Origin of the sequence: Anaerotruncus sp. DFI.9.16 (genome assembly GCF_024461615.1) — a bacterium.
GTDB lineage: Bacteria > Bacillota > Clostridia > Oscillospirales > Ruminococcaceae > Anaerotruncus > Anaerotruncus massiliensis.
The window spans coordinates 57,697-82,716 of sequence record NZ_JANFZX010000006.1; the positions used below are offsets into that span (position 1 = coordinate 57,697).

Annotated in this window: 23 protein-coding genes and 2 other RNA genes; 2 read left to right on the top strand and 23 right to left on the bottom strand. The window is 63.0% G+C overall.

The annotated features are described in order from the left end of the window. Positions 1 to 18 precede the first annotated feature (18 nt). The 8 genes from NE609_RS04590 to NE609_RS04625 all read right to left on the bottom strand — a co-directional run bounded on the left by NE609_RS04590 (position 19) and on the right by NE609_RS04625 (position 9,087). Entirely contained in the window at positions 19 to 1,158 is a 1,140-nt protein-coding gene (locus tag NE609_RS04590; protein ID WP_186895812.1) for a Xaa-Pro peptidase family protein, read from the bottom strand. A 28-nt stretch (positions 1,159 to 1,186) separates the two neighbouring features. Further along, the gene (locus tag NE609_RS04595) at positions 1,187 to 2,071 is read right to left on the bottom strand and encodes a CoA-transferase (RefSeq protein WP_256151888.1); all 885 of its coding nucleotides are present in this window, start codon (positions 2,069 to 2,071) and stop codon (positions 1,187 to 1,189) included. A 1-nt stretch (position 2,072) separates the two neighbouring features. Then, positions 2,073 to 3,029 carry a CoA transferase subunit A gene (locus tag NE609_RS04600; protein ID WP_256151889.1) on the bottom strand — a complete coding sequence of 319 codons (957 nt, stop codon included), beginning with the start codon at positions 3,027 to 3,029 and terminating at the stop codon, positions 2,073 to 2,075. A gap of 10 nt (positions 3,030 to 3,039) precedes the next feature. Continuing rightward, on the bottom strand, positions 3,040 to 4,140 hold the full coding sequence (locus NE609_RS04605; RefSeq protein WP_256151890.1) for a CaiB/BaiF CoA-transferase family protein: 1,101 nt from the start codon (positions 4,138 to 4,140) through the stop codon (positions 3,040 to 3,042). A gap of 28 nt (positions 4,141 to 4,168) precedes the next feature. Beyond that, a complete protein-coding gene (locus NE609_RS04610) occupies positions 4,169 to 6,067 on the bottom strand; it encodes a TRAP transporter permease (protein ID WP_256151891.1) in 1,899 nt (632 codons plus the stop codon). 105 nt (positions 6,068 to 6,172) lie between these two features. Next, positions 6,173 to 7,219 (bottom strand): TAXI family TRAP transporter solute-binding subunit, encoded by a 1,047-nt coding sequence (locus NE609_RS04615; protein ID WP_256151892.1) that lies wholly within the window; start codon positions 7,217 to 7,219, stop codon positions 6,173 to 6,175. 91 nt (positions 7,220 to 7,310) lie between these two features. Beyond that, positions 7,311 to 7,997, bottom strand: a complete 687-nt coding sequence (locus NE609_RS04620; protein ID WP_256151893.1) for a GntR family transcriptional regulator — start codon at positions 7,995 to 7,997, stop codon at positions 7,311 to 7,313. A 400-nt stretch (positions 7,998 to 8,397) separates the two neighbouring features. After that, positions 8,398 to 9,087, bottom strand: a complete 690-nt coding sequence (locus NE609_RS04625; protein WP_256151894.1) for a GntR family transcriptional regulator — start codon at positions 9,085 to 9,087, stop codon at positions 8,398 to 8,400. A 371-nt stretch (positions 9,088 to 9,458) separates the two neighbouring features. On the opposite strand from NE609_RS04625, the gene NE609_RS04630 reads away from it, so the two are divergent. Further along, on the top strand, positions 9,459 to 10,610 hold the full coding sequence (locus NE609_RS04630) for a Xaa-Pro peptidase family protein (RefSeq protein WP_256151895.1): 1,152 nt from the start codon (positions 9,459 to 9,461) through the stop codon (positions 10,608 to 10,610). Between the two features lie 117 nt (positions 10,611 to 10,727). Here NE609_RS04630 and ssrA read toward each other — a convergent pair. The 10 genes from ssrA to NE609_RS04680 form a co-directional block, all read right to left on the bottom strand. Then, positions 10,728 to 11,077, bottom strand: a transfer-messenger RNA (tmRNA) gene (gene ssrA, locus NE609_RS04635). A gap of 74 nt (positions 11,078 to 11,151) precedes the next feature. Beyond that, positions 11,152 to 11,619, bottom strand: coding sequence for an SsrA-binding protein SmpB (smpB, locus tag NE609_RS04640; protein WP_101550288.1), 468 nt, complete (start codon positions 11,617 to 11,619; stop codon positions 11,152 to 11,154). 22 nt (positions 11,620 to 11,641) lie between these two features. Then, on the bottom strand, positions 11,642 to 12,040 hold the full coding sequence (locus tag NE609_RS04645; RefSeq protein ID WP_256151896.1) for a GtrA family protein: 399 nt from the start codon (positions 12,038 to 12,040) through the stop codon (positions 11,642 to 11,644). A gap of 79 nt (positions 12,041 to 12,119) precedes the next feature. Further along, the gene (gene recR, locus NE609_RS04650) at positions 12,120 to 12,719 is read right to left on the bottom strand and encodes a recombination mediator RecR (protein WP_121586193.1); all 600 of its coding nucleotides are present in this window, start codon (positions 12,717 to 12,719) and stop codon (positions 12,120 to 12,122) included. A gap of 7 nt (positions 12,720 to 12,726) precedes the next feature. Continuing rightward, positions 12,727 to 13,074 (bottom strand): YbaB/EbfC family nucleoid-associated protein, encoded by a 348-nt coding sequence (locus NE609_RS04655; protein ID WP_101550282.1) that lies wholly within the window; start codon positions 13,072 to 13,074, stop codon positions 12,727 to 12,729. Between the two features lie 32 nt (positions 13,075 to 13,106). Continuing rightward, a complete protein-coding gene (gene dnaX, locus NE609_RS04660) occupies positions 13,107 to 14,717 on the bottom strand; it encodes a DNA polymerase III subunit gamma/tau (RefSeq protein WP_256151897.1) in 1,611 nt (536 codons plus the stop codon). Between the two features lie 60 nt (positions 14,718 to 14,777). Further along, an RNA gene (gene ffs / locus NE609_RS04665) (signal recognition particle sRNA small type) lies at positions 14,778 to 14,875 on the bottom strand. A 72-nt stretch (positions 14,876 to 14,947) separates the two neighbouring features. Then, complete coding sequence (locus tag NE609_RS04670) at positions 14,948 to 15,331, bottom strand: hypothetical protein (protein ID WP_121586191.1); 384 nt, start codon at positions 15,329 to 15,331, stop codon at positions 14,948 to 14,950. A 54-nt stretch (positions 15,332 to 15,385) separates the two neighbouring features. Beyond that, positions 15,386 to 16,252: a DegV family protein gene (locus NE609_RS04675; RefSeq protein WP_256151898.1), complete on the bottom strand. Its 867-nt coding sequence runs from the start codon at positions 16,250 to 16,252 to the stop codon at positions 15,386 to 15,388. A gap of 121 nt (positions 16,253 to 16,373) precedes the next feature. Continuing rightward, positions 16,374 to 17,990 (bottom strand): penicillin-binding protein 2, encoded by a 1,617-nt coding sequence (locus NE609_RS04680; protein ID WP_256151899.1) that lies wholly within the window; start codon positions 17,988 to 17,990, stop codon positions 16,374 to 16,376. A 156-nt stretch (positions 17,991 to 18,146) separates the two neighbouring features. Between NE609_RS04680 and NE609_RS04685 the strand changes: the two genes are divergently transcribed. Beyond that, positions 18,147 to 18,905: a hypothetical protein gene (locus NE609_RS04685; RefSeq protein ID WP_256151900.1), complete on the top strand. Its 759-nt coding sequence runs from the start codon at positions 18,147 to 18,149 to the stop codon at positions 18,903 to 18,905. Positions 18,906 to 18,952: 47 nt separating this feature from the next. Here the strand turns inward: NE609_RS04685 and NE609_RS04690 are convergent, their stop codons facing one another. From NE609_RS04690 to truA, 5 genes are all read right to left on the bottom strand, one after another. Next, entirely contained in the window at positions 18,953 to 21,250 is a 2,298-nt protein-coding gene (locus NE609_RS04690; protein WP_256151917.1) for an ATP-dependent Clp protease ATP-binding subunit, read from the bottom strand. Positions 21,251 to 21,371: 121 nt separating this feature from the next. Next, positions 21,372 to 21,920 carry a CDP-alcohol phosphatidyltransferase family protein gene (locus NE609_RS04695; RefSeq protein ID WP_121586187.1) on the bottom strand — a complete coding sequence of 183 codons (549 nt, stop codon included), beginning with the start codon at positions 21,918 to 21,920 and terminating at the stop codon, positions 21,372 to 21,374. A 39-nt stretch (positions 21,921 to 21,959) separates the two neighbouring features. Continuing rightward, the gene (locus tag NE609_RS04700) at positions 21,960 to 22,673 is read right to left on the bottom strand and encodes a CvpA family protein (protein ID WP_101550270.1); all 714 of its coding nucleotides are present in this window, start codon (positions 22,671 to 22,673) and stop codon (positions 21,960 to 21,962) included. 135 nt (positions 22,674 to 22,808) lie between these two features. After that, positions 22,809 to 24,248 (bottom strand): DUF5711 family protein, encoded by a 1,440-nt coding sequence (locus tag NE609_RS04705; protein WP_256151901.1) that lies wholly within the window; start codon positions 24,246 to 24,248, stop codon positions 22,809 to 22,811. A gap of 25 nt (positions 24,249 to 24,273) precedes the next feature. Then, positions 24,274 to 25,008: a tRNA pseudouridine(38-40) synthase TruA gene (truA, locus tag NE609_RS04710; RefSeq protein WP_121586184.1), complete on the bottom strand. Its 735-nt coding sequence runs from the start codon at positions 25,006 to 25,008 to the stop codon at positions 24,274 to 24,276. Between the last annotated feature and the right edge of the window lie 12 nt (positions 25,009 to 25,020).

Sequence of the window (25,020 nt, forward strand, 5' to 3'; positions counted from 1 at the left end):
GAAACCGGCTCTTTTTTCTTATTTGATCGGGATGCAAACGAGTCCCAGCGGGAATTTGGTGAGCAGCTCGAGCTTCCTCTCCTTGACGCAGACGATATACTCGAGCGTAAAGGCGAAGTCCTCGTTGAGGTCGTAGATGTGGGAGTTGACGGAGATAAGCGTGTTGGGCTTCAGGGTCACGTCCTCGTCGTCCATGAAATAGGGCGGCAGGTGGCCCGTGCCGATGCCGTGTCCGAGGGGCACCGAACCGTTGTCCGGGTATCCCGCCTGCGCCAGCCGGTCATGGTACCAGTGCTCGATCTCCTTGGTGGAGGCCCCCGGCACCAGCTTGGCGTTCAACTCTGGGATGATCCCCTCGATGGTGTCGGTCATCTTGCGGAACTCCCTGCTCGGCTCGCCGAAGCACCAGGTGCGGAAGGTGTCGGTGCGATACTCGTGCCAGACGGGATGGAAGTCGGTGTAGAAAACGTCGTTCCGGCGCAGGATCTTTCCCGAGGGCAGGTGGTCGCCGCCGCCGATGCGGGCGCCGAAGTTGCACTGGTTGGGGGTGTAATACCAGGTGGCGCCCAGGCGGCGCATCTCCTGCTCGCAGTGCCCCATCAGCTCCGCCTCGGTGATGCCGACGCGCGCGTACTCAATGATCTTCTGCTGCGCGGCGTCGCCCATCGCGCAAACCCGGCGGGTGATCTCCAGCTCCTCCTCGTCCTTGATCATCATGATGTCGTTGATCATCTTTTCCCCGTCGACAATGGTGGCTCTGGGGAACTCCGTCTCGAGGTCGTGGTAGAGGCGGTAGGGGATGGAGGGCAGCTCGACGGCGATGGTGGCCTGCTCGCAGTCGTGCTCGTGGAGAATCTGGTTGGCGACCTCGAGGAAGGAGACCGGCTCCATGCCCGAATAGGGCGATTTCCAGAAGCGGATGTCCTTGATGTAGCCCTCATATTTGAGCCTGCGCCACTCCGCGATCGCCACCAGCAGGGTGGGCTCCTGGTCGGCCCAGACGAAGATGCAGTTCCCGAGGTTGAAGTCGTTGTGGAAGTTGCCCGACACATAGGAGTACTTCTGCTGGTGGGTGAGGATCATCACGTCGATGCCGCGTTTGCGCAGCTCCGCGCGCACCTTCTCGGCATTCCGCCGGAAGAACGAGTAATTCATCATGCTGTTACAGCTCCTTTTCCAATCCGTTTCAGTCGTACCGCTTGACAAACCGTCCCATCGGCTCAAACGAGTCAAGCATATTCTGTAAGAACACCCCGAAATTCCCCTGCTCCCCCTCCTTGAGGATCTTCTTGCCGCTGCCGACATACATGCCCGAGGGGTCGAGCAGGCGCAGAATCTCAATCTCCTCCTCGGTGGGCGGCTCGGTCTCGCGGACGTCCGGGGAAACCTTCAGGTCCCAGGGCACCATCTCCCGGATCTCCTCCACCGACACGCCGGGATGATAGGTGGCGAGGTACATCTCCTTCGCCTCCGGGTCGAAACGGAAGGTCCCCTCGGCGGAGATGACGATCTCCGGCCCGCCGCCGGGCATCCCGTATTTTTCCCGGCACCCCGGCCCGTCAAGGTAGCCCGGCGAGGTGATGTAATCGACCTTCTCCACAAAGCAGCGCCTGGTGCTGCGCATGATGATGATCGTGCGTTTCGCGCTGGTGGCGATGTCGTTCGCCCCGCCCGAGCCGGGCAGCATGGTTTTGAGGCCGCCCGTCTCACGGTCGAGGATCATCGTGGAGTTCACGTTGCCGTACCGGTCCACCTGCGCGCCGCCGATCACCCCAAGGTCGAGGCGGCCGTTCTGCATGTCGTTCATGATCACCTGCGAGCCGGGCAGCGCCACCGCGCGCTCGTTGACCGTGGTGTCGGTCACGCTGAACATCAGGCGGCGGGGGTTGGGGTTCACGGTGCCCCACTCGGTGGTGACGACGATGTTTTGGGCGTGGGTGATCCCCGCGAGGCTCGCCGCCAGCGTCGGGATGCCGACCCCGGCGATCAGGGTCTCATAGTCGTGGATTACCTTTGCGGTGGTGACGACGAGCAGCTCGTTGAGGGTATAATCCTTCGCGTACTTTTTCACGCTACCGCACCTCCCCATATGCCAAAAACCGCTTTTCGGCGTGGTAGAGCTTCCACAGCCGCTCGTATCCGACCGTCCGGCAGTAGCCGTCCCAGTCCTCCACGCTGAAGATGTACTTGTCGCACCACTCCCGGAAGCCCTCCTCCGTCCGCCATTTTTCCAGCGTGTAGGCGCCGAAGGGGAAATCGTTGTGGTAATAGTAGTTGGAGGCGAACCAGTGCGCGCCGAAGGGCGCCTCGACGACCGCGTCCACGTTGTACTGCGGGATGATCGTCTGGTTGGGGGTGCGCCGGATCTCATCCGTGGTGACCAGCTCCTCGCAGCTCGCGATCACATATTTCGCGCTGCGCACGAAGATGTCCGTGTTCCCGAAATGCCCGAAGAACTGTAAATTCCCCAGTTTGTCGGCCCGGTGCACATGGATGATGCACACGTCCGGCCGGGCGGCCGGGACCAGCGCGACGGGGGTTCCGCCGCCGTAGGGGTCGTCGATCACCCTGATGCGGGGGTTCTGCTCCGCGATGCTCGAGCCGATCATCGAACGGGTCGGCAGGAAGGGTACGTTCATCGAACCGGCCAGCGCCATCAGCGCGATGCCGTAGTTGCTGTAGAATTCCATCTCGACCTCGCGTGGAATCTTCTGCTCCGCAGCGCGGCGGAAGACATAGTTGTTCCCCGCGTTGCCGCCTCCGCAGTAGGCGGTGATGATCTTTTTGACCCGCCCGAGCCCGAGCAGCGGGGCGGTGAGGCCGCTGTCGCTGTCGAGCAGCAGGGTCAGGTCGGTCATCCCCTGCCGCGCGATCTCGTGCACGAGCGCGACCGAGCTGTGCTGCAGGCCGCTGAGCATCATGTCCCCGTCCCGCACGAACCGGCTGACCGCCTCCTTGGCGGTCATCACCTTGTCCCGGGCCTTCTTGTTTTCCACTCTGGGTGGCAGGTTGCTTTGCATCTCCCTCATATCCCTCCGATCACAGGCCGGGCCCGCCGAGGATCCCGCCGTTGTCCGCGCCGAGTTCGGGCGCGGGGCCCGGCTCCCTGAGCTCGAGTCCCTCGAACTTCACCGGGAACGCGACGAGCGGCTGCCCGTTCACCCGTTTTATCATCCCGCGGCTGACGAACTGCGGGTCGTTTTCCAATTCCTCGATCCTGTTGACGGGCGTGACCGGCACGTCCGCCTTCCGCAGGATCTTCATCCATTCGTCCCGGTCCCTGAGCAGGAACTTTTCGTCGAGGCGCGGGTTGATCTCCGCGCGGTATTTCATCCGGTCGAACCAGCCGAGGTATTTCGGGTCCCTTCCGAGCTCCGGGTCGCCGAGCGCGTCGCACAGCCGCTGCCAGAAGTTGAGCTCCAGGCAGCCGACCGAGACGTATTTCCCGTCCCGGGTCCGGTAGGCGCCAAAGCCGCTGCGCCCCATCATGGTGCCCTTGGGCGGCATCCCCCGGTCGAAATACTCCAGGATGCGCGGCCCCATGAACGCCAGCACGCAGTCGGTCATCGACACGTCAAGGTAGGCCCCCTTCCCCGTGCGGCCGCGGTTGATGATGGCCGCGAGGACCGAGACCGCCGCGTACATGGCGGAGGTCAAATCCGCCACCTGCACGCCGCCGCCGGCGACCGGCGGCCCGTCCGGGTCCCCGGAGATGCTCAGCGCCCCGGCGATCGAGAGGTAGTTGACGTCGTGTCCCGCCAGGTCGCGGTTAGGGCCGGTCTGGCCGAAGCCGGAGATCGAGCAGTAGACGGCGCGGTCGTTGAGCGCCCGCACCGCCTCCCAGCCGAAGCCGAGCCGGTCGAGCACGCCCGGGCGGAAGCCCTCCATCAGCACGTCGCAGTTCAGAACCAGCTTCCTGAGCGCCTCCTTCCCCTCGTCGCTCTTGAGGTCCAGCGCGACGCTCTTTTTATTGCGCCCCGCCGAGGTGAACATCCCGCCCTGGTACCGCGCGGGGTCCCCCTTGGGCGGGCGTTCCACCTTGATCACCTCCGCGCCGAAGTCCGAAAGGATCATTGAGCAGAACGGCCCGGGCAGGAAGTTGGTCAAATCCACTACGCGGACGCCTTCCAATGGCAGCAATAGACTCACTCCTATCTTCCCCGCCGCGCTACGCGGCGGGCACCTTTGGTTTTCGTTTGTACTGCGACCAGTTGATCGCGGAGATCACGGCGATGATCGCCAGCCCGACCAGGTCGCTGCCGATGCCGGGCTTGATGAGCACCAGCGCGGCGACGAGCGACATCGCCCGCAGGAACCAGTTGAGCTTCCCGAATTGATAGCCGGCCAGCCCGGCCGAAAGCGCGAAGGTCCCGAGCATGGCGGTGACGAACGCCAGCAGGATCTCTCCCGCCGAGCCGATCATCAAAAGCGGCGTGCCGTAGACGAACATAAAGGGCACGATGAAGCCGCACGCCCCCACCCGCGTGGCCTGAAAGCCGGTGCGCATCGGGTCGGAGCCCGCGATGCTCGCGCCCGCGTAGGCCGCCATCGCGACCGGCGGGGTGATGTTGGAGAGGCAGGCGAAGTAAAAGGCGAACATGTGCGCCGCGATGGCCGGCACGCCCATTTGAACCATGGCGGGCGCGATGAGGACCACCACGATGATATAGCAGGCGGAGGTCGGCAGGCCCATGCCCATGATAATCGAGGCGATCATGGTGAGGACCATCAGGATCGGCAGACTGCCGTGCGACAGCTCGACCAGCATGCCCGTAAGCATCATGCCGAGCCCGGTGCGCATAAGGATGCCGATGACGATGCCCGCGCAGGCGCAGACCGCCGCGACCTCGAGCCCGCCGATCGCGCCCTCGATCATCGCGGAGACAAATTTGCGCAGGTTGATGCGGGTGTGCTTGCGCAGCGCCGCCACCAGCACGACCAGCACGATGGTGAAGAAGGCGGATTTCTGCGCCGAGTAGCCGACCACGCCGAGCAGGTAGATGAGCACGATGACCGGAATCACGAGGTGCCCGCTGCGCTTCATGATCTCGCCCGCCTTGGGCAGTTCGCTCTTCGGCATGCCCTTGAGCCCCGTCTTGGCGGCTTCCAGGTCGACCATGAAGAAGACCGCCGCGTAATAGAGCACGGCCGGGATGATCGCCGCCTTGACGACGTCCCAATAGGGGATCCGCAGGAAATCCGCCATGATGAACGCGGCCGCCCCCATGATCGGCGGCATGATCTGCCCGCCGGTGGAGGAGACCGCCTCCACCGCGCCCGCTACCTCGGGCCGGTAGCCGGTCTTTTTCATCATCGGGATCGTAAAGGTCCCGGTGGTGACCACGTTGGCGACCGCGCTGCCGCTGACGCAGCCCATGAGGCCGCTGGAGATGACCGCCGCCTTGGCGGGGCCGCCGCGCATGCCTCCGAAGGCCGCGTCGGCGATGTCGATAAAGAATTCTCCCGCGCCGGATACGCGCAGGAAGGCGCCGAAGAGGACGAACACCATGATAAAGTCGGCCGCGACCTGCAGGGGCGTGCCGAAGATGCCCTCTTCAGAGAGGTAGATGCTCGAAATGAACGCGCCCGGGTCCAGCCCGCGGTGCATGAGCACCCCCGGCATATAGGGGCCCGCAAAGCCGTAGACCACCAGGACGCCCACCAGGATCGGCAGCGTCCAGCCGACCTTCCGGCGGGCCGCCTCGATGACCAGCAGGGCCGCGCAGACGCCCATCACCATATCGACCGCGTTGGGATTGCCGACGCGCCAGGCGATCGCCTTCTGGACCTTGATGACGTAAACAAAGACTACGACCGCGAGGATCGCGAACCCCGCGTCCAAAACAAGGGAAAGCCGCGGGTGCTTTTGGCTGGAGGGCTTGATCAAAAAGATCATCGGCAGCGCGAACGCCATCAGGGTCGCCCGCTGGGCAATGTTGGGCAGCGACCCCGAAAACGCGGTGTAAAGGAAGAAACAGGAACAGCAAAACGCGATGACCGCAATGATCTTCCCCCTGGTCCCTTTGAGCTTTTGCTCCTCCAGTACTTCTGTCAGCCAGTTCAGCATACTCATCCCTTTCTATTCAGTCTCCGGGTTACCCGCCGCCGGCCGGCGGAGGATTGCCGGCCGGCGGAGACGGGGCCTCTTACGGTCCCCGCTGACGACCAGCGTTTATGGCAAGATGCTGATATCGAACCCGGCCTCCTTGTAGTAGCGCTCGGCGCCCGGGTGCAGCGGGAACGGGCAGTTGACCGCGGCGGTCTTTTCGTTGGTGTCCTTCCAGGCCGCGTGGATCGCGTCCAGTTCGTCCTTATGCTCGAACATGGATTTGGTGATATTGTAGACGAGCTCCTCGTCCATCGTATCCTTTACCATGAAGACGCAGCCGATGACCAGGGTGTTGACCGGTTCCTTCAGGCTGTCCACATAGCCCGCCGGAATCTGGCCGATCGTGTAGCAGGGGCTCTCCGCGTTGACCTCCTTGAGCTTCTCCATGTCCATGTCGATGAACCGGATCTTTTCGGTCGTGTCCAATTCGATCAGGCCGGGGGCCGCGCCGCCCTGCGGGAAGGTCATCATGAACGCGTCGATGTTGCCGTCCTTGAGCGCCTCCGTCTGCTGGGAGATGCCGCCCTGGTACTGGTCGACGTCCTTCTCAATGTCGATGCCGTGCGCCTTGAGGATCGCGACCGCGATCGTGTAGGCGCTGCTCCCCTGCACGCCGACCCCGAGCTTTTTCCCCTTCAGGTCCTCGATGCTGTGAATCGGGGAGCTGTCCTTGACGAGGATGCAGATGATGTTGTTGCTGAACATGGTGAGGGTGCGCAGGCTCTCATCCTTTTCCAGACCGGCCAGGCCGTGGTACTGCTGGTAGGGGATGTCCGCGGTCGCCATGCCGATCTCCATCTTTCCGCTGCGCACGAGGGTCAGGTTTTCAATGGTGGCCGCCGAAGGAGTCGCGCTTGCCTTTGCATTGGGAACATAGCTTGAAATCACGTTGGCCAGCGCGCCGCCCATCGGGTACCAGGCTCCGCCCACCGTCGAAGTCCCGATGGTAAGCAGCTGGGTCCCCGCGGGAGCCGGCGCTTCCTGGGAAGCGCCCGGGGCCGCGTCGGGGGCGGGCGTCTGGGGCTCCGCCTTCTGGCCGCACCCCGCCGTGCCGATGATCAAGGTCAATGTCAACAGGACCGCAACTAAAATACGTATGCTTTTTTTCATGTCACACACTCCTTTTCTCCGTTCCCTCGATTGCAGTTCGAATCCTTCCTTTCAGGCACATCCCCTTTCCGCACATTCATTTGTTTTCCGGCTACGCGCCGGGCAGCCCGCCCGACTCCCGCTTCAGGCGTTCGTTCGCCTCGCGGACCCGTTGCCGTACGGTGCGGCAGCCGTATATCATATGGATCCTGATTAGGTCCTCAACCAACTTCTCATCCCTGTCGCTCAGGGCCTGCATGATTTCCAGATGCCTCCGGATCGAACCGTCGATCTGTTCCACGCTGGTGTAGTACTGCGGGTAGCGGTGGGAATAGTGCATCAGGTCGGAGATGATGCAGATCAGGCGTTCGTTGCCGCACAGCCGGTAGATGTAGCTGTGGAACGCCTGGTTGCAGAGCCAGTAGGCGTAAAAATCTGCCGATTCGCGGTATTGCCTGCTGTCATCGATCATCCGGTAGAGCTCGCCGATGTCCTTTTCCGTGACGCGCCGGGTGGACAGCCTGGCCGCCAGGCTTTCCAGTGCCGCGCGGATCTCAAACGTCTTGCACACGTCCTCGTCGCTGATGATGCTGACGGTGATCCCCATGTGCGGGGCCGTCACGAGGTACCGTTCCTGCACAAGCTGCTGGACCGCCTCCCGCACCGGGATTTCGCTCACCTCGAATTTCTCCGCGAGGCTCGTGATGGTCAGGCGGCTGCCGGGGGCGACGCTGCCCTGAACGATTTCATCGCGCAGTTCGTAATAGACCTTCTCTTTTTTCGTCCGGTATTTTTTCATACAATGTTCTTCCTGAAAATATATTTTTTAAAAATATAATATACTTTATCATCAATATAGCAAAGGCGCTCCGCAAAAGCAAGCATTATTTTCTTACCGCGTAAAAAATAGGCGTTTTGTGCATTTATTACCGTACAATCTTGTGGCTAATGCAAATATTATGCATAATTACCACTATATTTTCCATCACTTTTTGTTTATATTGATTTTTTTGCCTTCCTTTTGCTTCTGGTAAGTCGCAAATATTCAAGCTCTCATTTGTAAAAATATATATTTTTCTTTACAATAATATATATTTGTGAACTTTTGAGCGCGTTTGCAGACATAAAAAAGCAGCCGTCCCTGACGGCTGCTTCTCCGATATGGGCCGCACGGCGCGGCTTCTTCTGTAAAATTTTCGCTACTCCTTCTCTCCGGGGGCCTCCTCCCCCATCAGCTTCCGGCGCGCCTCCCGCACCCGCTCCTGCACCGTCTTGCACCCCATCACCATATGTGCGCGGACGAGGTCCTCCGTCAGCCGTTCATCCCGGTCGGAAATCGCGTGCGCGATTTCCAAATGCCGGTCGATCGACCGCGAAATCTGCTTCGCATTCGTATAGTACTGCGGGTAGCGGTGGGAGTATTGCATCAGGCCGTCGATGATCCCGAGCAGGCGTTCGTTCCCGCAGAACTGGTAGATATAGCGGTGGAACGCCTGGTTGCAGAGCCAATACGCGTGGTAATCCAGTTCCTCATAGTATTTCCTGGAATCCTTGATCATCTTGTAGAGCTCGAAGATCTGCTCCTCCTCCATGCGCCGCACCGACAGGCGGGCCGCGAGGCTCTCCAGCGCGGCGCGCAGCTCGAAGGTCTTGCGCACGTCCTCCTCGCTGACGACGCTGACCGTAAGCCCCGCGCGCGGCGCGCTGATCAGGTAGGACTCCTGAAGCAGCTGCTGCACCGCCTCCCGCACGGGGATCTCGCTGACGCCGCATTTCTCCGCGATGCCGGCGATGGTGAGACGTTCTCCCGGCGGGATTTCGCCCTGGATGATCTCTTCCCGCAGCTGATAGTAGACTTTTTCCTTTTTGGTTTTATACGGCTTGGTCATAGACACGCATCTCCCGACTGTGATTTTTCAGATCATTCGGATTCGGCAGGCATTCGGACCTCCATCAAAATATATATTTGTTCAGGCCCATTCTAACTATATCAAAAATTCCCATTATTGGCAAATGAATTTCAAAAAAACCAAAAAAGAATCGCTTCCCTTCTTTTCAACGCTCGCGGCCGGAAACAAAGGCAAAAATCGCCTGCCTTTGTTGTATGATATCGCTAAACTTTTGAATGCGGATGGAAATCCGGTTGCTTTTCCCGTTCCGCACATGCTATAGTAGAGGCGCGGCATTCCTTTGTTTTTTATCGGAAAATATATTTTAGGTCCTCAACCTATGATTTTGCGATAAAGAAGGAGTGTGTCCTATGATCCCAATCAATTTTGAAAAACGGCGCGCCGCGGTGGCGCGGAAGGTTGAGGAAGCCGGTTTCGACGCCTACCTCGGCACCCGCACCGCCGCGCTGCACTATCTGGGCGGCGTCTTCATGCCGTGGCGCGGCATCGTAATCGTGACCAAACACGGGGACTGCCGGTTCGTCTACTGGAAGGGCGACTCGGAACGTGTGCGGCTGGAGGGCCCCCCGATGAAGCTGGCCACCTACGGCGTCAGCAACATGATCGACGTGGCCGTGGGGGAACTGGTCGACCTCGGCGTGGCCGACGGTAAGATCGGCGTCGACCTGGAACTGTTCGGCAACGCCCAACTCGCCCCCGGCATGCTCACCGCATCCGAATACCTCGCCCTGTGCAGGGCCCTGCCCGGGGCGGACATCCAAAACGGCGTGGCGCTGCTCGACGACGTGATCCTCCTAAAGGACGAGGCGGAAATCGAACGCCTCCGACTGGCCACCGCTGCGGGCGACTACGGCTACGCCTGCGGGCTTGCCGCCATCAAACCCGGCGTCACGGAAAACCACATCGCGGGCGTCATCGAAAAGGCGATCCGCGATAAGGGCAGCTACTGGTCCTGGTCGGTCACCGCGGGGACGGAAGTCGGTTCGGGCGAGCGCACCGCCTATCTGGGCGGCGTGACCAACATCTCCACCGAGCGGAAGATCCGCAAAAATGAATTTGTCATTCTGGACCTTCACCCAGCGGTCGACCTCTATTACGCCGACATCTCCGTCCCGGCGTTCATCGGCAGGCCAAACGACAAGCAGAAGCACCTGATCGAATGCTGGGAGACCGCCGTGGCGACCGTCTTCGATGCCATCCGTCCCGGTGTCGCCATCGCCGACGTGGTGCGGAAGGGCGTTGCCGTCTATGAGCGCTTCGGGCTCGCGGAATACGGGGTAAACGGGTTCGGGCACGGTCTCGGCGTCTGTGCACGCACCGCGCCCGCGATCAAATCCTACTGCAAGGCGGAGTTCCTCCCCGGCATGGTGTTCGCCCTGGGGGCGCATCTCTACCAGCCGGGCGTGGGCGGCATGCGTCTGGAATATCCCGTCATGGTCGGGAAGGAGCGTGCCGAATCCCTCGGCAGCACCGAGTTCCGGATGCACTACGTGGAGTTGTAGGGAGCATCCCGCCCGCCGCTTCCCTCTTCGCCGCCGTTTCAAAAATGCGGGGCAAAACGTGGGTTATTCAAAACGAAAGAACCGCATGAAACGTACTTGTTCATGCGGTTCTTCGTATGGTGGAGCCGAGGGGAATCGAACCCCTGTCCGAAAACCAGTCCATACAGGCTTCTCCGAGTGCAGCCGGTCTTTTTAAATTCCCTTGCCGCGCCGCCGTCCGGCAGGCTGCGCAGCTTGGTAGCCCCGAATACAATCCAGCCCTACGAGGCGCTCGGGCGGATCGTTCACCACTAATCGACGCTCTGTCCGCGGCCGTGGTACTCCGCGGCAGAACGACGGCTTAATTAAGCCGCAAAAGCTAAATTATTGTTGTCGTCTAATTTAAAAACGTCATACTTTTATAGAGGTGCATGCTCCTCTACTCGCTACCCGTACTTCATGACCCCCGTCGAAACCTTTACGGCCCCGTATCGGTGGGGAAAGCCTTCCCCATGGCCATTTTGTCACGATCCCTATGGGATTGTGCCTATTATACCAGAGTTTACGCCTTTTGTCTATCGCGCAGGGCGCGGTCAATATCCCGCTGAGCGGCTTTCTTGGCCATATCGGCGCGTTTATCGTGCAATTGCTTACCCTTGCAGAGCCCCAGCTGCACTTTCACACGCGATCCCTTGAAATAGAGGGAAAGCGGGATGAGCGTATAGCCCTGCTGCGCGACAAGCCCGGCCAGCCGGTGAATCTCCCGCCGGTGCATAAGCAGGCGGCGCGGGCGGTAGGGGTCCTTATTAAAGATGTTGCCCTGCTCGTAGGGGGAGATGTGCATCTGCTTGATATAGAGCTCCCCGTCCACGACGTCGCACCAGCTGTCCTTAAGGTTGCAGGCGCCCTTGCGCAGGGATTTGACCTCGGTGCCGAAGAGTTCGATCCCCGCCTCGAAGCTGTCCTCCACAAAGTAGTCGTGCCGCGCCTTGCGGTTGAGCGTGATGGTTTTGGTGGACGCTTTTTCCACGCCCGCACCCCCTTTTGTCCGGTTACTTCTGTCCTTTGAAGATCCACAGCCGGCTGATGAGGAAATTCACCGCCAGCGTAAAGCAGGTGACGACCAGTTTGGCCGTCAGCTTGCCAAGCCCCAGCTGCACGGTGCACAGGTTGATGAGCAGTACGCTGAGCAGCAGCACCGCCAGGTTCCCCACGATGAACCGCACGAGCTGGAGGCTGAAAAAGCGCTCCCCCGTCCGGAAGGTCCAGCTGCGGTTGACAAGGTAGCTGTTGAGCATCCCCGCCGAATAGCCACACACCTGTGAAAAGGGCACGCTCAATCCGAGCGCGACCGCCAGCAGCGTATAGACGCCGAAATCGATCAGCGTGTTCGCCGCGCCGGTGACCCCGAATTTGATAATCTTTTTAAATTCCTCGCGGTCAAGCCGCATCTCCGATCCATCTCCCCCGGCGGCGGGACAGCCGCTCTTTTAGTATGGTCCGCAAACCGGGAAATAGTCTATGTAGCCGTCAGATTTCGCTGCGCCCCTCGAGCGCGCGGTAGAGGGTCACCTCATCGGCGTATTCGAGGTTGCCGCCGACCGGGATGCCGTAGGCGAGCCGCGTCACCCTGACGCCCATCGGCTTTAGCAGCCGCGCGAGGTACATCGCCGTGGCCTCCCCCTCGACGGTGGGATTGGTGGCCATGATGACCTCCTTCACCTCGCCCGAACCGATGCGCGCGAGCAGCTCCTTGATGTGGAGCTGATCGGGGCCGATCCCGTCCATCGGCGAGATCAGCCCGTGCAGCACATGGTAGAGCCCGTGGTATTCCCGCGTGCGCTCGAACGCCAGCACGTCCTGCGAATCCTCGACCACGCAGATGACGCTGCCGTCCCGCGACGAGTCGGCGCAGATCGGGCAGAGCTCCCCTTCGGTGAGGCTCTGGCAGACGCGGCATTTCTTGATCTTGTCGTGCGCCTCGGTGATCGCGTCGGCGAACTGCTGCGCCTTTTCGCGCGGCAGGTTCAGCACGTAAAACGCCAGCCGCTGCGCCGTCTTGCGCCCGATGCCGGGCAGCCGCTCAAACTGCTCGATCAGCTTGGTGAGCGGTATTACGTTATATGCCATGACCTGCTCAGAACATGCCCGGGACCTGCAGGCTGCCGGTGATCTTCTCCATCTCGGCGGCCGAGGTGTCCTCCACCGTGCGGATGGCCTCGTTGACCGCGGCCACGATCAGATCCTGCAGCATCTCGATATCCTCGGGGTCGACGACCTCCGGCTTGAGGACCAGCTCGCGCAGCTCCTTTTTGCCCGTCATCGTCACCTCGACCATGCCGCCGCCCGCGGTGGTCTTGAACTCCATCTCCTCGAGCTCGGCCTGCTTTTTCTTCATGTCCTCCTGCATCTTCTGCGCCTGGCGGATCATGGCGTTCATATTCTGCGGGCCGCCGCCCATACCCTGTGGCAGTCTTGCTTTCATGGTTCCGATTCCTCCAACCTGTTGTTTCCTTTTTATTTCAGTTCCACCGGCACGCCCAGGTCGCTCGCCTTTTTGAGAAGCCCGTCAAGCGGGTCGGCGGAGACTTCGGCAACCGCGTGTTTTTTGGCGTTGTAGGGCCCGAGGCTGAACTTCTGCCCCGTCACCGCGAAGATCGCGTCGCGCAGGCTCTCCTTTGCGGCGGGGCTCGTGCGCAGCAGCGTGCGGAAGAAGTCGCTTTCGCAGTCGATCAGCATGAGGTCGCCGCTCGTGAAAGCGCGCGACCCGGTCATCGCGCCGCAGAGCGCGCCGTTGTGCCTGCCCAGCTCCGAAAGCACCTTCGCCCAATCTCTGAAAGGCGAGACCTCGCTCTTTCCCTCCGCCTTTTCGGCGCGCTGTTCGGGCGCGGGGCGTGCCCCGGCCGTGGGCGCCGCTGCCGCCGCGGGCAGCTCCGGCGCCGTCCCGCGCGGCGCGTCCGGTTCCGGCGCGCGCGCCGGGACCCCGGTCCTTACCGCCCGTTCGAGCTTCTCGAGGCGTTCGCCCAGCGCTTCCAGGCCGCCGCCCATCTGCTCGTCGCACAGCCTTACGACGGCCATTTCGAGCTCGGTGCGTTTGAAGGCGGTGCGGGAGAGCCTGCCCAGCGTGTCGCCAAGCAGGTCGAGGGAATAGAGAATCCGCGTGAGCGGCAGGTCCTTCGCCTGGGCGCGCAGCCGTTCAAGGTCCTCCGGCGTGCCCTGCACAAGGTCGTCCGGTTCGCGGACGGTCTTGACGATCATCAGGTCGCGGTAGTGGCCGACAAGCTGTTCGCAGAGGCGGGAAAAGTCGATGGAATTCTCGCTGAGCCTGCCGATGACGGCGAGCGCCCCGGAGGGGTCTCGCCCGTTCACCGCGTCGGCGAGGTCGAAGAGGTGGGACTGCCCGGCAAGCCCGGCGGCCTCGGTGACGGTGGAGAGGGTGATCTCCTTCCCGTAGGAGGCGCACAGGTCGAGCAGCGACAGCGCGTCGCGCATCCCTCCGTCCGAAAGCCGCGCGATGAGCAGCGCCGCGTCGTCCGCGAGGGAGAGCGCCTCTTCGCCCGCCACATGGAGCAGACGGTCGGCGATCGTGCGGGATTTGATGCGCTTGAAATCGAACCGCTGGCAGCGGGAGAGGATGGTCGGCAGCACCTTGTGGATTTCGGTGGTGGCGAGGATAAAGATGACGTGCGCGGGCGGCTCCTCGAGGATTTTGAGCAGGGCGTTGACCGCGCCGGGCGAGAGCATGTGGCACTCGTCGAGGATGTAGACGCGGTATTTGACCGAGGCCGGGAGGAAATACGCCTCCTCCCGGAGCTGGCGGATGTTGTCCACGCCGTTGTTGCTGGCCGCGTCGATCTCGACCACGTCGAGCACCGAGCCGTCGTCGATCCCCCGGCAGGCGGCGCATTCGTTGCAGGGGTTGCCGTCCACCGGGCGCTCGCAGTTGACCGCCTTGGCCACGATCTTGGAACAGGTGGTCTTGCCCGTCCCGCGCGAGCCGGTAAAGAGGTAGGCGTGGGAAAATTTGCCCGCGGCGACCTCGTTCTTGAGGGTCGCGGTAATGTGCTCCTGCCCGACCACCTCGTCGAAGGTCTTCGGCCGCCATTTGCGGTAGAGCGCCTGGTACATCGATTCCCACCACCTTTCCGTAAGAAGAAAAAAGCGCAAAACTGTGTGCCCACATATGCGGACATGCAGATTACCTGCGGCACACATCACAACCGCTTAATGCTGCTCGGTTCCCCGCCTGACATGGTTCACGGCGCTCTGTCGCACAGGACCCGCATACCCGCATGTCTGGGCACACAATGTCTTGCGTATGTTGAACTATAATATTATAGCACGGTATTGGGGAAATTTCAAGATTGGATTTTACCCGCTTCATTGACGCCTTCCATCAGATCGTTATAGAAGGCTTCCACCTGATCCGCATGCTTTCGATACCAGAAACGCATCGTGCCGCGCTCCGCCGACTCAATCGTCAATTCCTTCCGCTTTCGGTCGAGTGAGCAGAAGCGGATTTCGTCCAGGCCTACCACCTCCAGGCCGTCTATATAACCGCTTCCCATCGCGGTGACCGCATGTGCCGTAATCGAAAGCGTCCCATCCCCGAGTTCCAGTTCATACAGGAGGTCGTCCGGGGGCGCAATATCTCCCAGAAGCGCAAATCTGAATAGAAACAGGAGATCGTGCCTGATGTGGTCCCGTTCAAACGGTTTTTTATAGAGCGTAATCGTTGACACGGGGTTTCCCTTCCTTTCGGTAAATCCCACTGGTTTTCCGCTTCTCAGGCTCCGTCATTTGTGCTTGGCGTAGAAGAAGAGCGCGACCGTCCCGGGGCCCGAGTGGGCGCCGATGACCGGGCCGACATAGCTGATCGTATAGTCCTTGAGCCCGAACCGCCGGCACACCTCGTCGGCCACGAACTGAGCGTCGTCGATGCAGTCTCCGTGGCTGATGGCGAACCGGTCGCATTTCTCCGGGTCCATCTGGCGCGCCATGCCCTCCACCAGCCCCAGCAGGGAGTTGCGGCGGCCGCGCACCTTGCCGGTGGGGATGAGCCTGCCCGCGTCGTCGACGTGGAGGAGCGGCTTGATGCCGAGCATCGTCCCGAACACGGCGGCCGTCTTGGAGACGCGCCCGCCGCGGTGGAGGTGGTTGAGGTCGTCCACGGTGAAGAGATGCGCCTGGCGGGGGATGTCCTCCTTGATCCGCTCGGCGTTCTCGTCGAGGCTGAGGCCCTGCTCCCTGTACATGACGGCGCGCGCCACAAGCATCCCCTGCCCCGCCGACGCGGCGAGGGAATCGAGCACGATGATCCGCTGGGTGGGGTACTGGGGCGCGAGCTCCTCAGCGGCGAGGCGGACGCTGTTGTAGGTGCCGGAGAGCGCGGAGGAAAACATGATGCAGAGCAGGTCGCTGCCCGCGTCGAGCAGCGGGGTCAGCGCGCGAACGGCGTCCTCGATGTTCACCTGCGCGGTGATCGGCATCTCGCCCGCCCGCACCATGTCGTAGAAGGCGGGGCGGGAAAGCGACGGATCGTTGCAGGGCCTGGTGACGCCGCCGATCGTGTAAGTCAGTTCCAGCTCCACGATGTGGTTCTCGGCCGCAAACCCCGGGACCATATCCGCGCAGGAGTCGGTAACGATGACGTAAGGATTCATGTGTGTACCCTCCCAACAGGAATTGCCAATTTTCCCCCATTATACCACAGTTCCCGCCCCGGTTCCATACGAAAATGCCCTTCCCCGGCGATTTTCTTTCAGGGCGGAGGGGATTTCCCGTCTATTTTCCCTTCCGCTGCAGCTCGGTGACCAGTATGCCGTCCGCGATCTTGCGGAAGATGGGAGCGGCGGTGTCCTCGCCCGATTTGCCGTCCTCCACGAGCACAACCACCGCGTATTTCGGGGTGTCCGCCGGGAAGTAGCCCGCAAACCACGCGTGTACGACTTCGCTCTCCTCCACGCCCGGCTCCAGGTAGATGCCCGTCTGGGCGGAGGCCGTCTTGCCGCCCGCGCCCACGCCGGCGACCGTCGGCTTGGCCTTGACGCCGCTACCCACCTCGACGTTGTTGACCAGCGTCTCCCGCAGGATGTCGGAGGTGCGCTTGGAAAAGACGCGGCTGGGGGCATAGGCCGCCGTATGCTCATAGTAGGTCTTCCCGTCGTCGGTGAAGCCCTCGACGAGCCTGGGCGTCACCGCGAAGCCGCCGTTGGCCGTGGTGGACACCATCTGCGCGATCTGGATGGGGGTGGCCGTGAGGGAGCCCTGCCCGAAGGAGAGGTTTGCGACGGCCGCGTCGCTCTCGAGCTCCGCGTCGGAGGGCAGGGTCCCGCTCTGGGTGCGGATGTCGTCGGTGAACTGGGCGGCGCGGGTGAAGCCGATCTCCCGCGCCATCGAGACGATGTTCTTGCCCCCCGTCTCGAGCCCGAGATGGATGAAGAAGGGGTTGCAGGAGATCTCGATCGCCTTCTTGAGGTCGATGTTGCCGTGCCCGTTGCGCCAGTGGCAGTAGAAGATATGCCCGCCGACGTCCGCGTACCCCTCGCAGGTGTACCGCTCGTAGCGGCTCACGCCGCTTTCGAGCGCGGCGGCCGCCACCACCAGCTTGAAGGTCGAACCCACGTTATACTGCGAGAAGGCGCGGTTGACGAACGGGCTGTCGGGGTCCTGTAGGCTTGCCGCGAGGTCGTTCGCGTCGTAGGCCGGCACCGAGACGGACGCCTTGATGTCGCCCGTGGCGACGTCCATCACCACCGCCGCGCCCTTTTCGACCCCCTTCATCGCCCGCTGGGCGATCCGCTGGAAGTCCGCGTCGAGGGTGAGCGCGACGCCCCCCTCGCTCTTGTAGTTGTCCCGCAGCACCTCGGGCGGGTTGAGGGTGAGGGTGTGTCCCGCCGCGTCGAGGGTGTAGCGCAGCTTGAGGCTACCGTCATACTGCTTGAGCAGGTCGTCGTACGCCATCTCGATGCCCGCCGCGCCGTTCGTCTTTTCCGGGTTGAGGTAGCCGACGATGTGGGGCGCGAGCTGTTCGTCCCCGTAGCGTTCCACCGCGTCGATCATCTCGACCCCCTTGGCGTAGACCTCCTCCTCCACCGGGAGCAGGTAGGGCTTCGTCTGCGAGGCGCCCGCGGGCACCTGCTCCCCCGCCTCGGCAAGCGCGGTGAAGGCCTCGGGCGAGGGCTGCACCGCCGCCAGCTTGCGCACCTCCGTGCCCACAAGGGGCTTGAGGTTGCAGTCGTAAATGACGCCGCGCGTGTTGTCCACATCGAGCACGAACGCGCTCTGGGTGTTCGCCGCCGAAGCGAGCGCGCCCCCCATCGAAAGCGCGTACACGCGGCAGATCATCCCCGTAAATATCAGCACCAGCGCCGCGTAGACGCCGACCGCCCTTCTTCCCATAAGCCGTCTCCTTTGCCTTTTCGTTACCTCTATTGTTGGCGGGAGACGGCGGATTTTATACGCGCCGCGCCCGCGCGGGGAAATTCCCGGCGGGGCGCAGAAAAACCGGCCTTTTCCGGCACTTCTATGTCAGAAAGATGAAAAGGGGCTGATTCGATGAACCGGACCGTTGCTGTACTGCTCGCATTGACGCTTTTTTTGACCGGCTGCGCCCATCCCGCATCCACGCCGGCCGCATCCTCCGCGCCGGAGTCCGCCGCATTTGACGCTCCCTCCGCGCCGCCAGAGCCGGAGGCGCCCGAAGCCGGCTCCGGGACGGACGGCGCGTCGTCGGAGGCGGAGACCTCCGCGCCGGCGGCGGTGGCCGACGTGGACGTCCTCCCCTCCGGCATCCGGGACCTCACCTACGCAGAGGCGCTCGCCGACCCCGATTTCGGCGGCTGCGTCCCGCGGGAGCTTGTCGAGGGGTTTGCCGTGCGTGAGGCCCACCGCGGCGCGGACTCCCTCTTCATCAGCTTTGAGCAGGCGGTCGGTAACGCCGATTACCGCGAGCTCGTCCTTTCGGCCTCCCGCGCGGAGCCGGGCGACGGGGAACGCACCGTCGACGTCGACGCGGTCGAGAGCTACGACGTGCACCTCTACGAAATCCCCTGGGCGGACAGCGTGCCCGAAAAATATATGGAAACCTTCGACCACCCCCTCTTTCGCGCGGAGGATCTCTCCCCGCAGGTGCTCGCGCGGCGGGTGTACGACCACCGGGAGCTGGGGGACGAACACGTGGCCGCCGATTTCTCGGTGCTCTGCAAAGGCGGCGTCACGATCCGCGTTATGGCGCGCAACATCGACGCGCTCGCGCTCTTTGATTTGCTCCAAAGCCTGCCCGCCGTGACCGCCGGGCAGGATGCGGCCGGCTGACGGCAGTCAAAAAGCGGCGCTCACCTTCCGGTGAGCGCCGCTTTTGTTTACTGGTAGATAAGCCTCAGACTGCCGTCCTCGACGGCCAGCTTCATCAGCGCGGGGACGTGGTCGGGGTCGTCGACCAGCCGCAGGCTGATGGCGTCCTCGACCTCCTTGCGGATGACGGTGCGCAGGTCGCGCGCGCCGCTGCGCTTGCCGTACGCCTTGTGGGCGATGAGCGCCGCGGCCTCGTCGTCCCAGCCGAACTTGATCCCCTTCTCGGCCAGCGGGTCCTTGAGCTCTCCGAGCATCAGCCCGGCGATCCTGCGGAAATCCCCCTCGTCGAGCGGGCGGAAAACGACCACCTCGTCAACGCGCGCCAGAAACTCCGGCCGCAAAAACTCGGAGAGCGCCTTGAGCGCCTTCTCCTTCGAGGCCTCCCCCTCGGTGCGGTTGAAGCCGAGCGCGCCTTCGCGCCGCTCGCTGCCCGCGTTGGAGGTCATGACGATGACGGTGTTCTCGAACGAGCAGACCCTGCCGTGCGCGTCGGTGATGCGCCCCTCGTCGAGGATTTGCAGCAGGATGTTGAGCACGTCGGGATGGGCCTTTTCGATCTCGTCGAAGAGGACGACCGAATAGGGCTTGCGGCGCACTTTTTCGGTGAGCTGCCCCGCCTCGTCGTAGCCGACGTATCCCGGGGGCGAGCCGACCAGCCGGCTGACCGTGTGCTTCTCCATGAATTCGGACATGTCCAGCCGGATGAGCGGGTCGGCCGAATCGAAGAGCTCCTCGGAGAGCACCTTGACCAGCTCGGTCTTGCCCACGCCGGTCGGGCCGACGAAGATGAAGGAGGCCGGGCGGCGGCGGGCGGAAATCTGCACGCGGGAGCGGCGCACGGCGGCGCTCACCAGCTCGACCGCCTCGTCCTGCCCGATGATCTTCTCCTTGAGCGCGGGCTCGAGCCGGGCCACCCGGCGCAGCTCGGTCTCGCGGATCTTGGCGGCGGGGATGCCCGTCCACAGTTCGATGACGTTGGCGAGGTCGTCCCCCGTCACCGGCTGGGCCAGCGCCCTGGGGCCGACCTCCTTGAGCTTTTCATCGATGACGATCTTTTCCCCGCGCAGCCGCGCGATCGCCTCGTAATCGGGCTCGTCGGTCGACGCCTCGAGCTCCTCGAGCTGCTCGGTCACGTCACCGTCCTGCTTCATCAGGCGGTCGTACTCCGCGAGGTCGGCGTTACGCAGCACGGCGGCCGAGCAGGCCTCGTCAAGCAGGTCGATTGCCTTGTCGGGCAGGAAGCGGTCGGTGATATACCGCTCGGACAGCACGACGGTCATGCGCGCCAGCTCGTCGCTGACCACCACCCGGTGGTGCTGCTCGTAGTAGCTCTTGATCCCCTTGATGATCTCGACCGACTCCTCGATCGAGGGCTCCTCGATCGTCACCGGCTGGAAGCGGCGCTCGAGCGCGGCGTCCTTTTCGATGTTCTTGCGGTATTCGTTGAAGGTGGTCGCGCCGATCACCTGGATCTCCCCGCGAGAGAGGGCGGGCTTCAAAATATTCGCGGCGTTCATCGAGCCCTCCGAATCGCCCGCGCCGACGAGGTTGTGGACCTCGTCGATGAAGAGGATGACGTTGCCCGCCTCCTTGATGTCCTCGACGAGCCCCTTGACGCGGCTCTCGAACTGCCCGCGGAACTGGGTGCCCGCGATGAGCGCCGTCAGATCGAGCAGGTAGAGCTTCTTGTCCGCGAGGCGGAAGGGCACGTCGCCGCACGCCAGCCGCTGCGCGATCCCCTCGGCAACCGCCGTCTTGCCGACGCCCGGTTCGCCGATCAGGCAGGGGTTATTCTTGGTGCGGCGGTTGAGGATCTGGATGACGCGGCCGATCTCCCGGTCTCGTCCGATGATCCGGTCGATCTTCCCCTGCTCCGCCTTGAGCGACAGGTTGTCGCAGTAGGCGTCGAGGTGCTTGTATTTTTTTTCGGGGGCGCCGCGCTTATTGCGCGGGGGCTTGGGCTTCTCGCGCAGCCGCGCGGGCGGCTCCTGCGGAAGCTCCTCCTTTTTCGGCTCCTGCGGCACCAGCCCGCCGCCGAGGATGTTTTGCAGAAAGGGCGGCAGCGCCTGCGCGCCGCCCATCTCAAAGCCGTTCTCGCCGTCCGCGCCGAACATATCCATCATCTGGTCGGAGACGCTGTCCAGCTCGTCGTCGGTGATGCCCATCTTCTCCATCAGGTCGCTGACCGGCTTGAGCCCGAGCTCCTTCGCGCAGCGCAGGCAGAGCCCCTCGTTGACCGTTTTATCCCCGTCAAGGCGGGTCATGAAGACCACCGCCAGGCGTTTCTTGCATCTTGTACACATCATATCCATCAGATTTTTCACCTTTTCTCACAAACGGAAATAGAATCTACCAGACTATATTGTATATGCCCGTTGTGAACAACATATTAACGCGTCATAAATAATCATACGATTTTGGTGTAGTTTACCGTTTTTTGGCGGAACGCAGCATCCCCCAGAACATCACCCCGTACCGCAGCAGCGAGAAAAGCATGAAAACGAGCAACAGCAGGAGCATCACAAGGATGGTCCCGTCGCTCAGCGACGGGAAGGCCACGATCGTGATCATAATGACGTAAAACATGACGGTCGCGAGCTTGCCGAACCACTTGGCCCCCTCGATGGTGACCCGCTTGCGGTGCAGGCGCAGTCCGCCGACCAGCATGAGGAACTCCTTGAGGATGAAGACCGCGTAGAGCGGCCAGAGGTGCGGCTTCGTAATCCACAGCGCCGCGACGACGGAGGCCAGGGTGAGCTTGTCCGCGATGGGGTCGAGGATTTTGCCGAGCTGGGTGATCTGGTTGCAGCGCCGCGCGATATAGCCGTCGAGCGTGTCGCTGAGCGCCGAAACCCCGAGGATCAGCGCCGCCGCGTAGAATTGCAGCTGCGTCTGCGCGGTCAGGAACCGCCACAAAAAGAGCGGGATCAGCACGATCCGCAGGACGGTCAGCGCGTTCGGAACATTCATTTTCATGGCGGTCAACCCTCTCTCTGGCGTCGGAGGCCAAACGGCTTATGCAAGCTGCCCCAGCAGCGTGGGATCGGCGAAATAGCGGAACAGGAAGGTGTGGCCGATCGTGTCGGCGCGAAAGATCCACCAGCCCTCCGGGTAGATGCCCAGCAGCCCCCGCAGCAGGAAGGCGAACACCCACACGAGCAGCACCCCCTCGAGCACGCCCACCGCGCCGCCGAGCAGCGCGTTGATCGGGCCGACCACCGGCAGGTGGTTGACGATCCCCAGCGTGGAGAGCAGGATGTTCGCGATGATCGACAGGATGGAGAAGAGCAGCACGAACCCGATCATGCCGATCGCGCTGACCATGAGCGGACGCAGGGTGGCGTCCGCCAGCTCTTCCACGATCCCGTCGGCGAGCGCCTGCGGGTCGAACTCGTCGGGCAGCATCTCCTTCATCGAGTCAAATCCGCTTTCCAGCGCGCCGAGGCCGTCGTCGAGCGCCGAGAGCATCCCCGCCCGCCCGTAGGAGATGAGGTCCGCTCCGCCGGGTTCGCGCGGCGCCTCCTGGCGGTGGGTGATCATCGGCTCTACCACCCGGTCATAGACGACCGGGGCGGCCGCGCGGCTGAAGAAGGAGGCCGCGAGAATGATCGCGACATAGGCGACCATCTGGATGACCGTGCGCAAAAAGCCCTTTTTCGCCGCCGCGTGCGCGCAGTAAACCACGATGGCGACGGCGGCGATATCCAATAAAATGGCTGCAATGTCCATAGATTCCCTTTCCTGCGGCTGTGCGCCCACCGGCGCGGGACGCGCGGCGGGAGCGCCGCAGCAAAAAGCGCTCCGCACAGGCGTCATGGCCGCTGCGGCCATTATACCAAATCTGCCGCAAATTTACAAATCGGTTCAGCCTCCCGGCGCGAGATCGTCGTAGTTGAGAAGGTCGCCCGACGAGGCGTCCCCGGAAGGGGCCGCGCTTTCGGGGGCGGATTCCGGTTCGGCCGCGCTTTCAGGCTCCGAATCCGGCTGGAGGTTTTCCGCGTCCCCGCCGCTTTCCGAAGGCGCTTCCTCCCCGGACGGCTGCAAAGACACCTCCCCGGAAGGGCCGTCGTCCTCGTCCGCGGGGGCGCTTTCCTCCCCTGAGGAGGCGGGCGCTTCCTTGCCGGAGGAGGCGGGCGGCGCGATCTCGCCGATGTCGATGACGTTGATCGCCGTGTCGGTCGTGTAGTAGAGCTTGCCGCCGACCGGCTGGATCTGGCTCAAGCTGTTGATCTGCACCGACGCCGCCATCGCGCCGTCGAAGCCGAGGATGTGCAGGCGGTCCTTGGCCATCAGGTAGATGTAGTCGCTGTCCGCCTTGACGCCCGAGATGTTGTAGTCGACGGTAAACCGCCCGACCTCGTTGAAATCGCGGTCGAGGGTCACCACCGAGAGGCGCTTCTCCTTGTCGTAGTTGCCGAGCACGAGCACCAGCCTGCCGTCGGGAGAATCGGCGTAGCGGTCGAGCACCGTCTCGCCGAAGGCGAAGGACGCCGTCTCCCGCAGGTCGCCGTCAAAGAGGATGACCCGCTGGTCGGTCAGCGCGCGGATCGCGCTCGCGCTGCGGTAGTCGACCATCAGGAGCAATTCGCCCGGCAGGTCGACCCGGCCGGTGTCCCCCTCCTGGTAGCTGAACTGAAATTTCCGGATGCTCGAGAGGTATTTGCCGTCCGACGCGTCCACGAACCCGACCGCCATCGTATCGCGGTTGTCGGCCAGCGAGATGCTGATGATCGGCGTGTTCCCCGAGAAGCGGAAGATCTCCTCGGCGCCGCGGTTGTAGACGATGACGCGCGCGAGCGCGTCGTTCGCGCCGGTGACGACCGCGAAGTTGCCGTTGGTGGCGAGGTCCGCGGTATGTATCTGGCTGTCGGTCGTGACCGACGAGAGCAGCGCCGACTTGGAGTAGACCGCCAGCTTTTCGGCGCTCGGGTCGTAGAGCAGGATGCGGTCGCGGGCGGTCTTGAGGGTCTGGCTGGCCATGCCGTGCTGCACACCCAGCATCTGCCCGCCCGAGGAATTGTAGGTGTAGAGGTTGGTGTCGGTGAGCATCACGAGCGCGTCCCCCGCGCTCTCGAGCTCCGTCACCTGCCCGCCCGGCAGAGAGACGGGATATCCGTCGCCCGACGCCATCCCCGCCCGGAGGTCGCTGTAGGCGGTTTTGAGGTCGAGATCGCCCGCCTGGCGGATGACCGTCACGCACAGGAAGACCACCGCCGCGAAAAGCGCGAGGATGAAGAGGCTCCGTACCATCCGGCGCCGTGCGCGGCGGCGGCGCACCTTTTCAAGATCGGTTAACTGTGCCATCGGTTTTCCTCCCGTGAAGCTGAAATCAGTAGAATACCGCGTCGAGGTAGAGCCCGTGCGGCGGGGCGGTCGGACCGGCCGCGGCGCGGTCGCGGCCCGCGAGGATGCGGGGGATGTCGGAGGGGGCGAGCGCTCCGCGCGAAACCTCCAGCAGCGTGCCCGTCATGATGCGGACCATGTTGTAGAGAAAGCCGCTGCCCGTGACCGAGAAGGTGACGAGCGCCCCCTCACGCGCGACCGACGCGGCGGTGATGGTGCGCACCGTGTCCTCCACCGAGCCGCCCGCGCTGCAAAACGCCGCGAAGTCGTGCGTCCCGATAAACTGCCGCGCCGCCGCGTCCATCGCATTTTCGTCGAGCGGGTATTTCCAGTGGAGCGCGAGACCGCTCAGGAACGGGTCGCGCACCGGGGAATTGTAGATCTTGTAGAGATACCGCTTGCCGGTGCAGGAGTAGCGCGGATGGAACTCCTCCGGCACCTCGCGGCAGCCGGTCACGGCGATATCCTCCGGCAGGCGCACGTTCATCGCGCGCACCACCGCGTCGCAGGGGATGCCGCTCTCGGTGCGCAGGGCGAGCGCGAAGCGGTTGGCGTGCACCCCCGCGTCGGTGCGGGAGCAGCCCTTCACGTCGAGCCGCGCGCCGAACACCGCCTCCACCGCGTCCTGTACCACCTGTGCCACGGAAAGCGCGTTTTGCTGCACCTGGAAGCCGTGGTAATTCGTGCCGCGGTAGCGCAGGGTCAAAAGCAGATGGCGCAACCCCGTCACCTC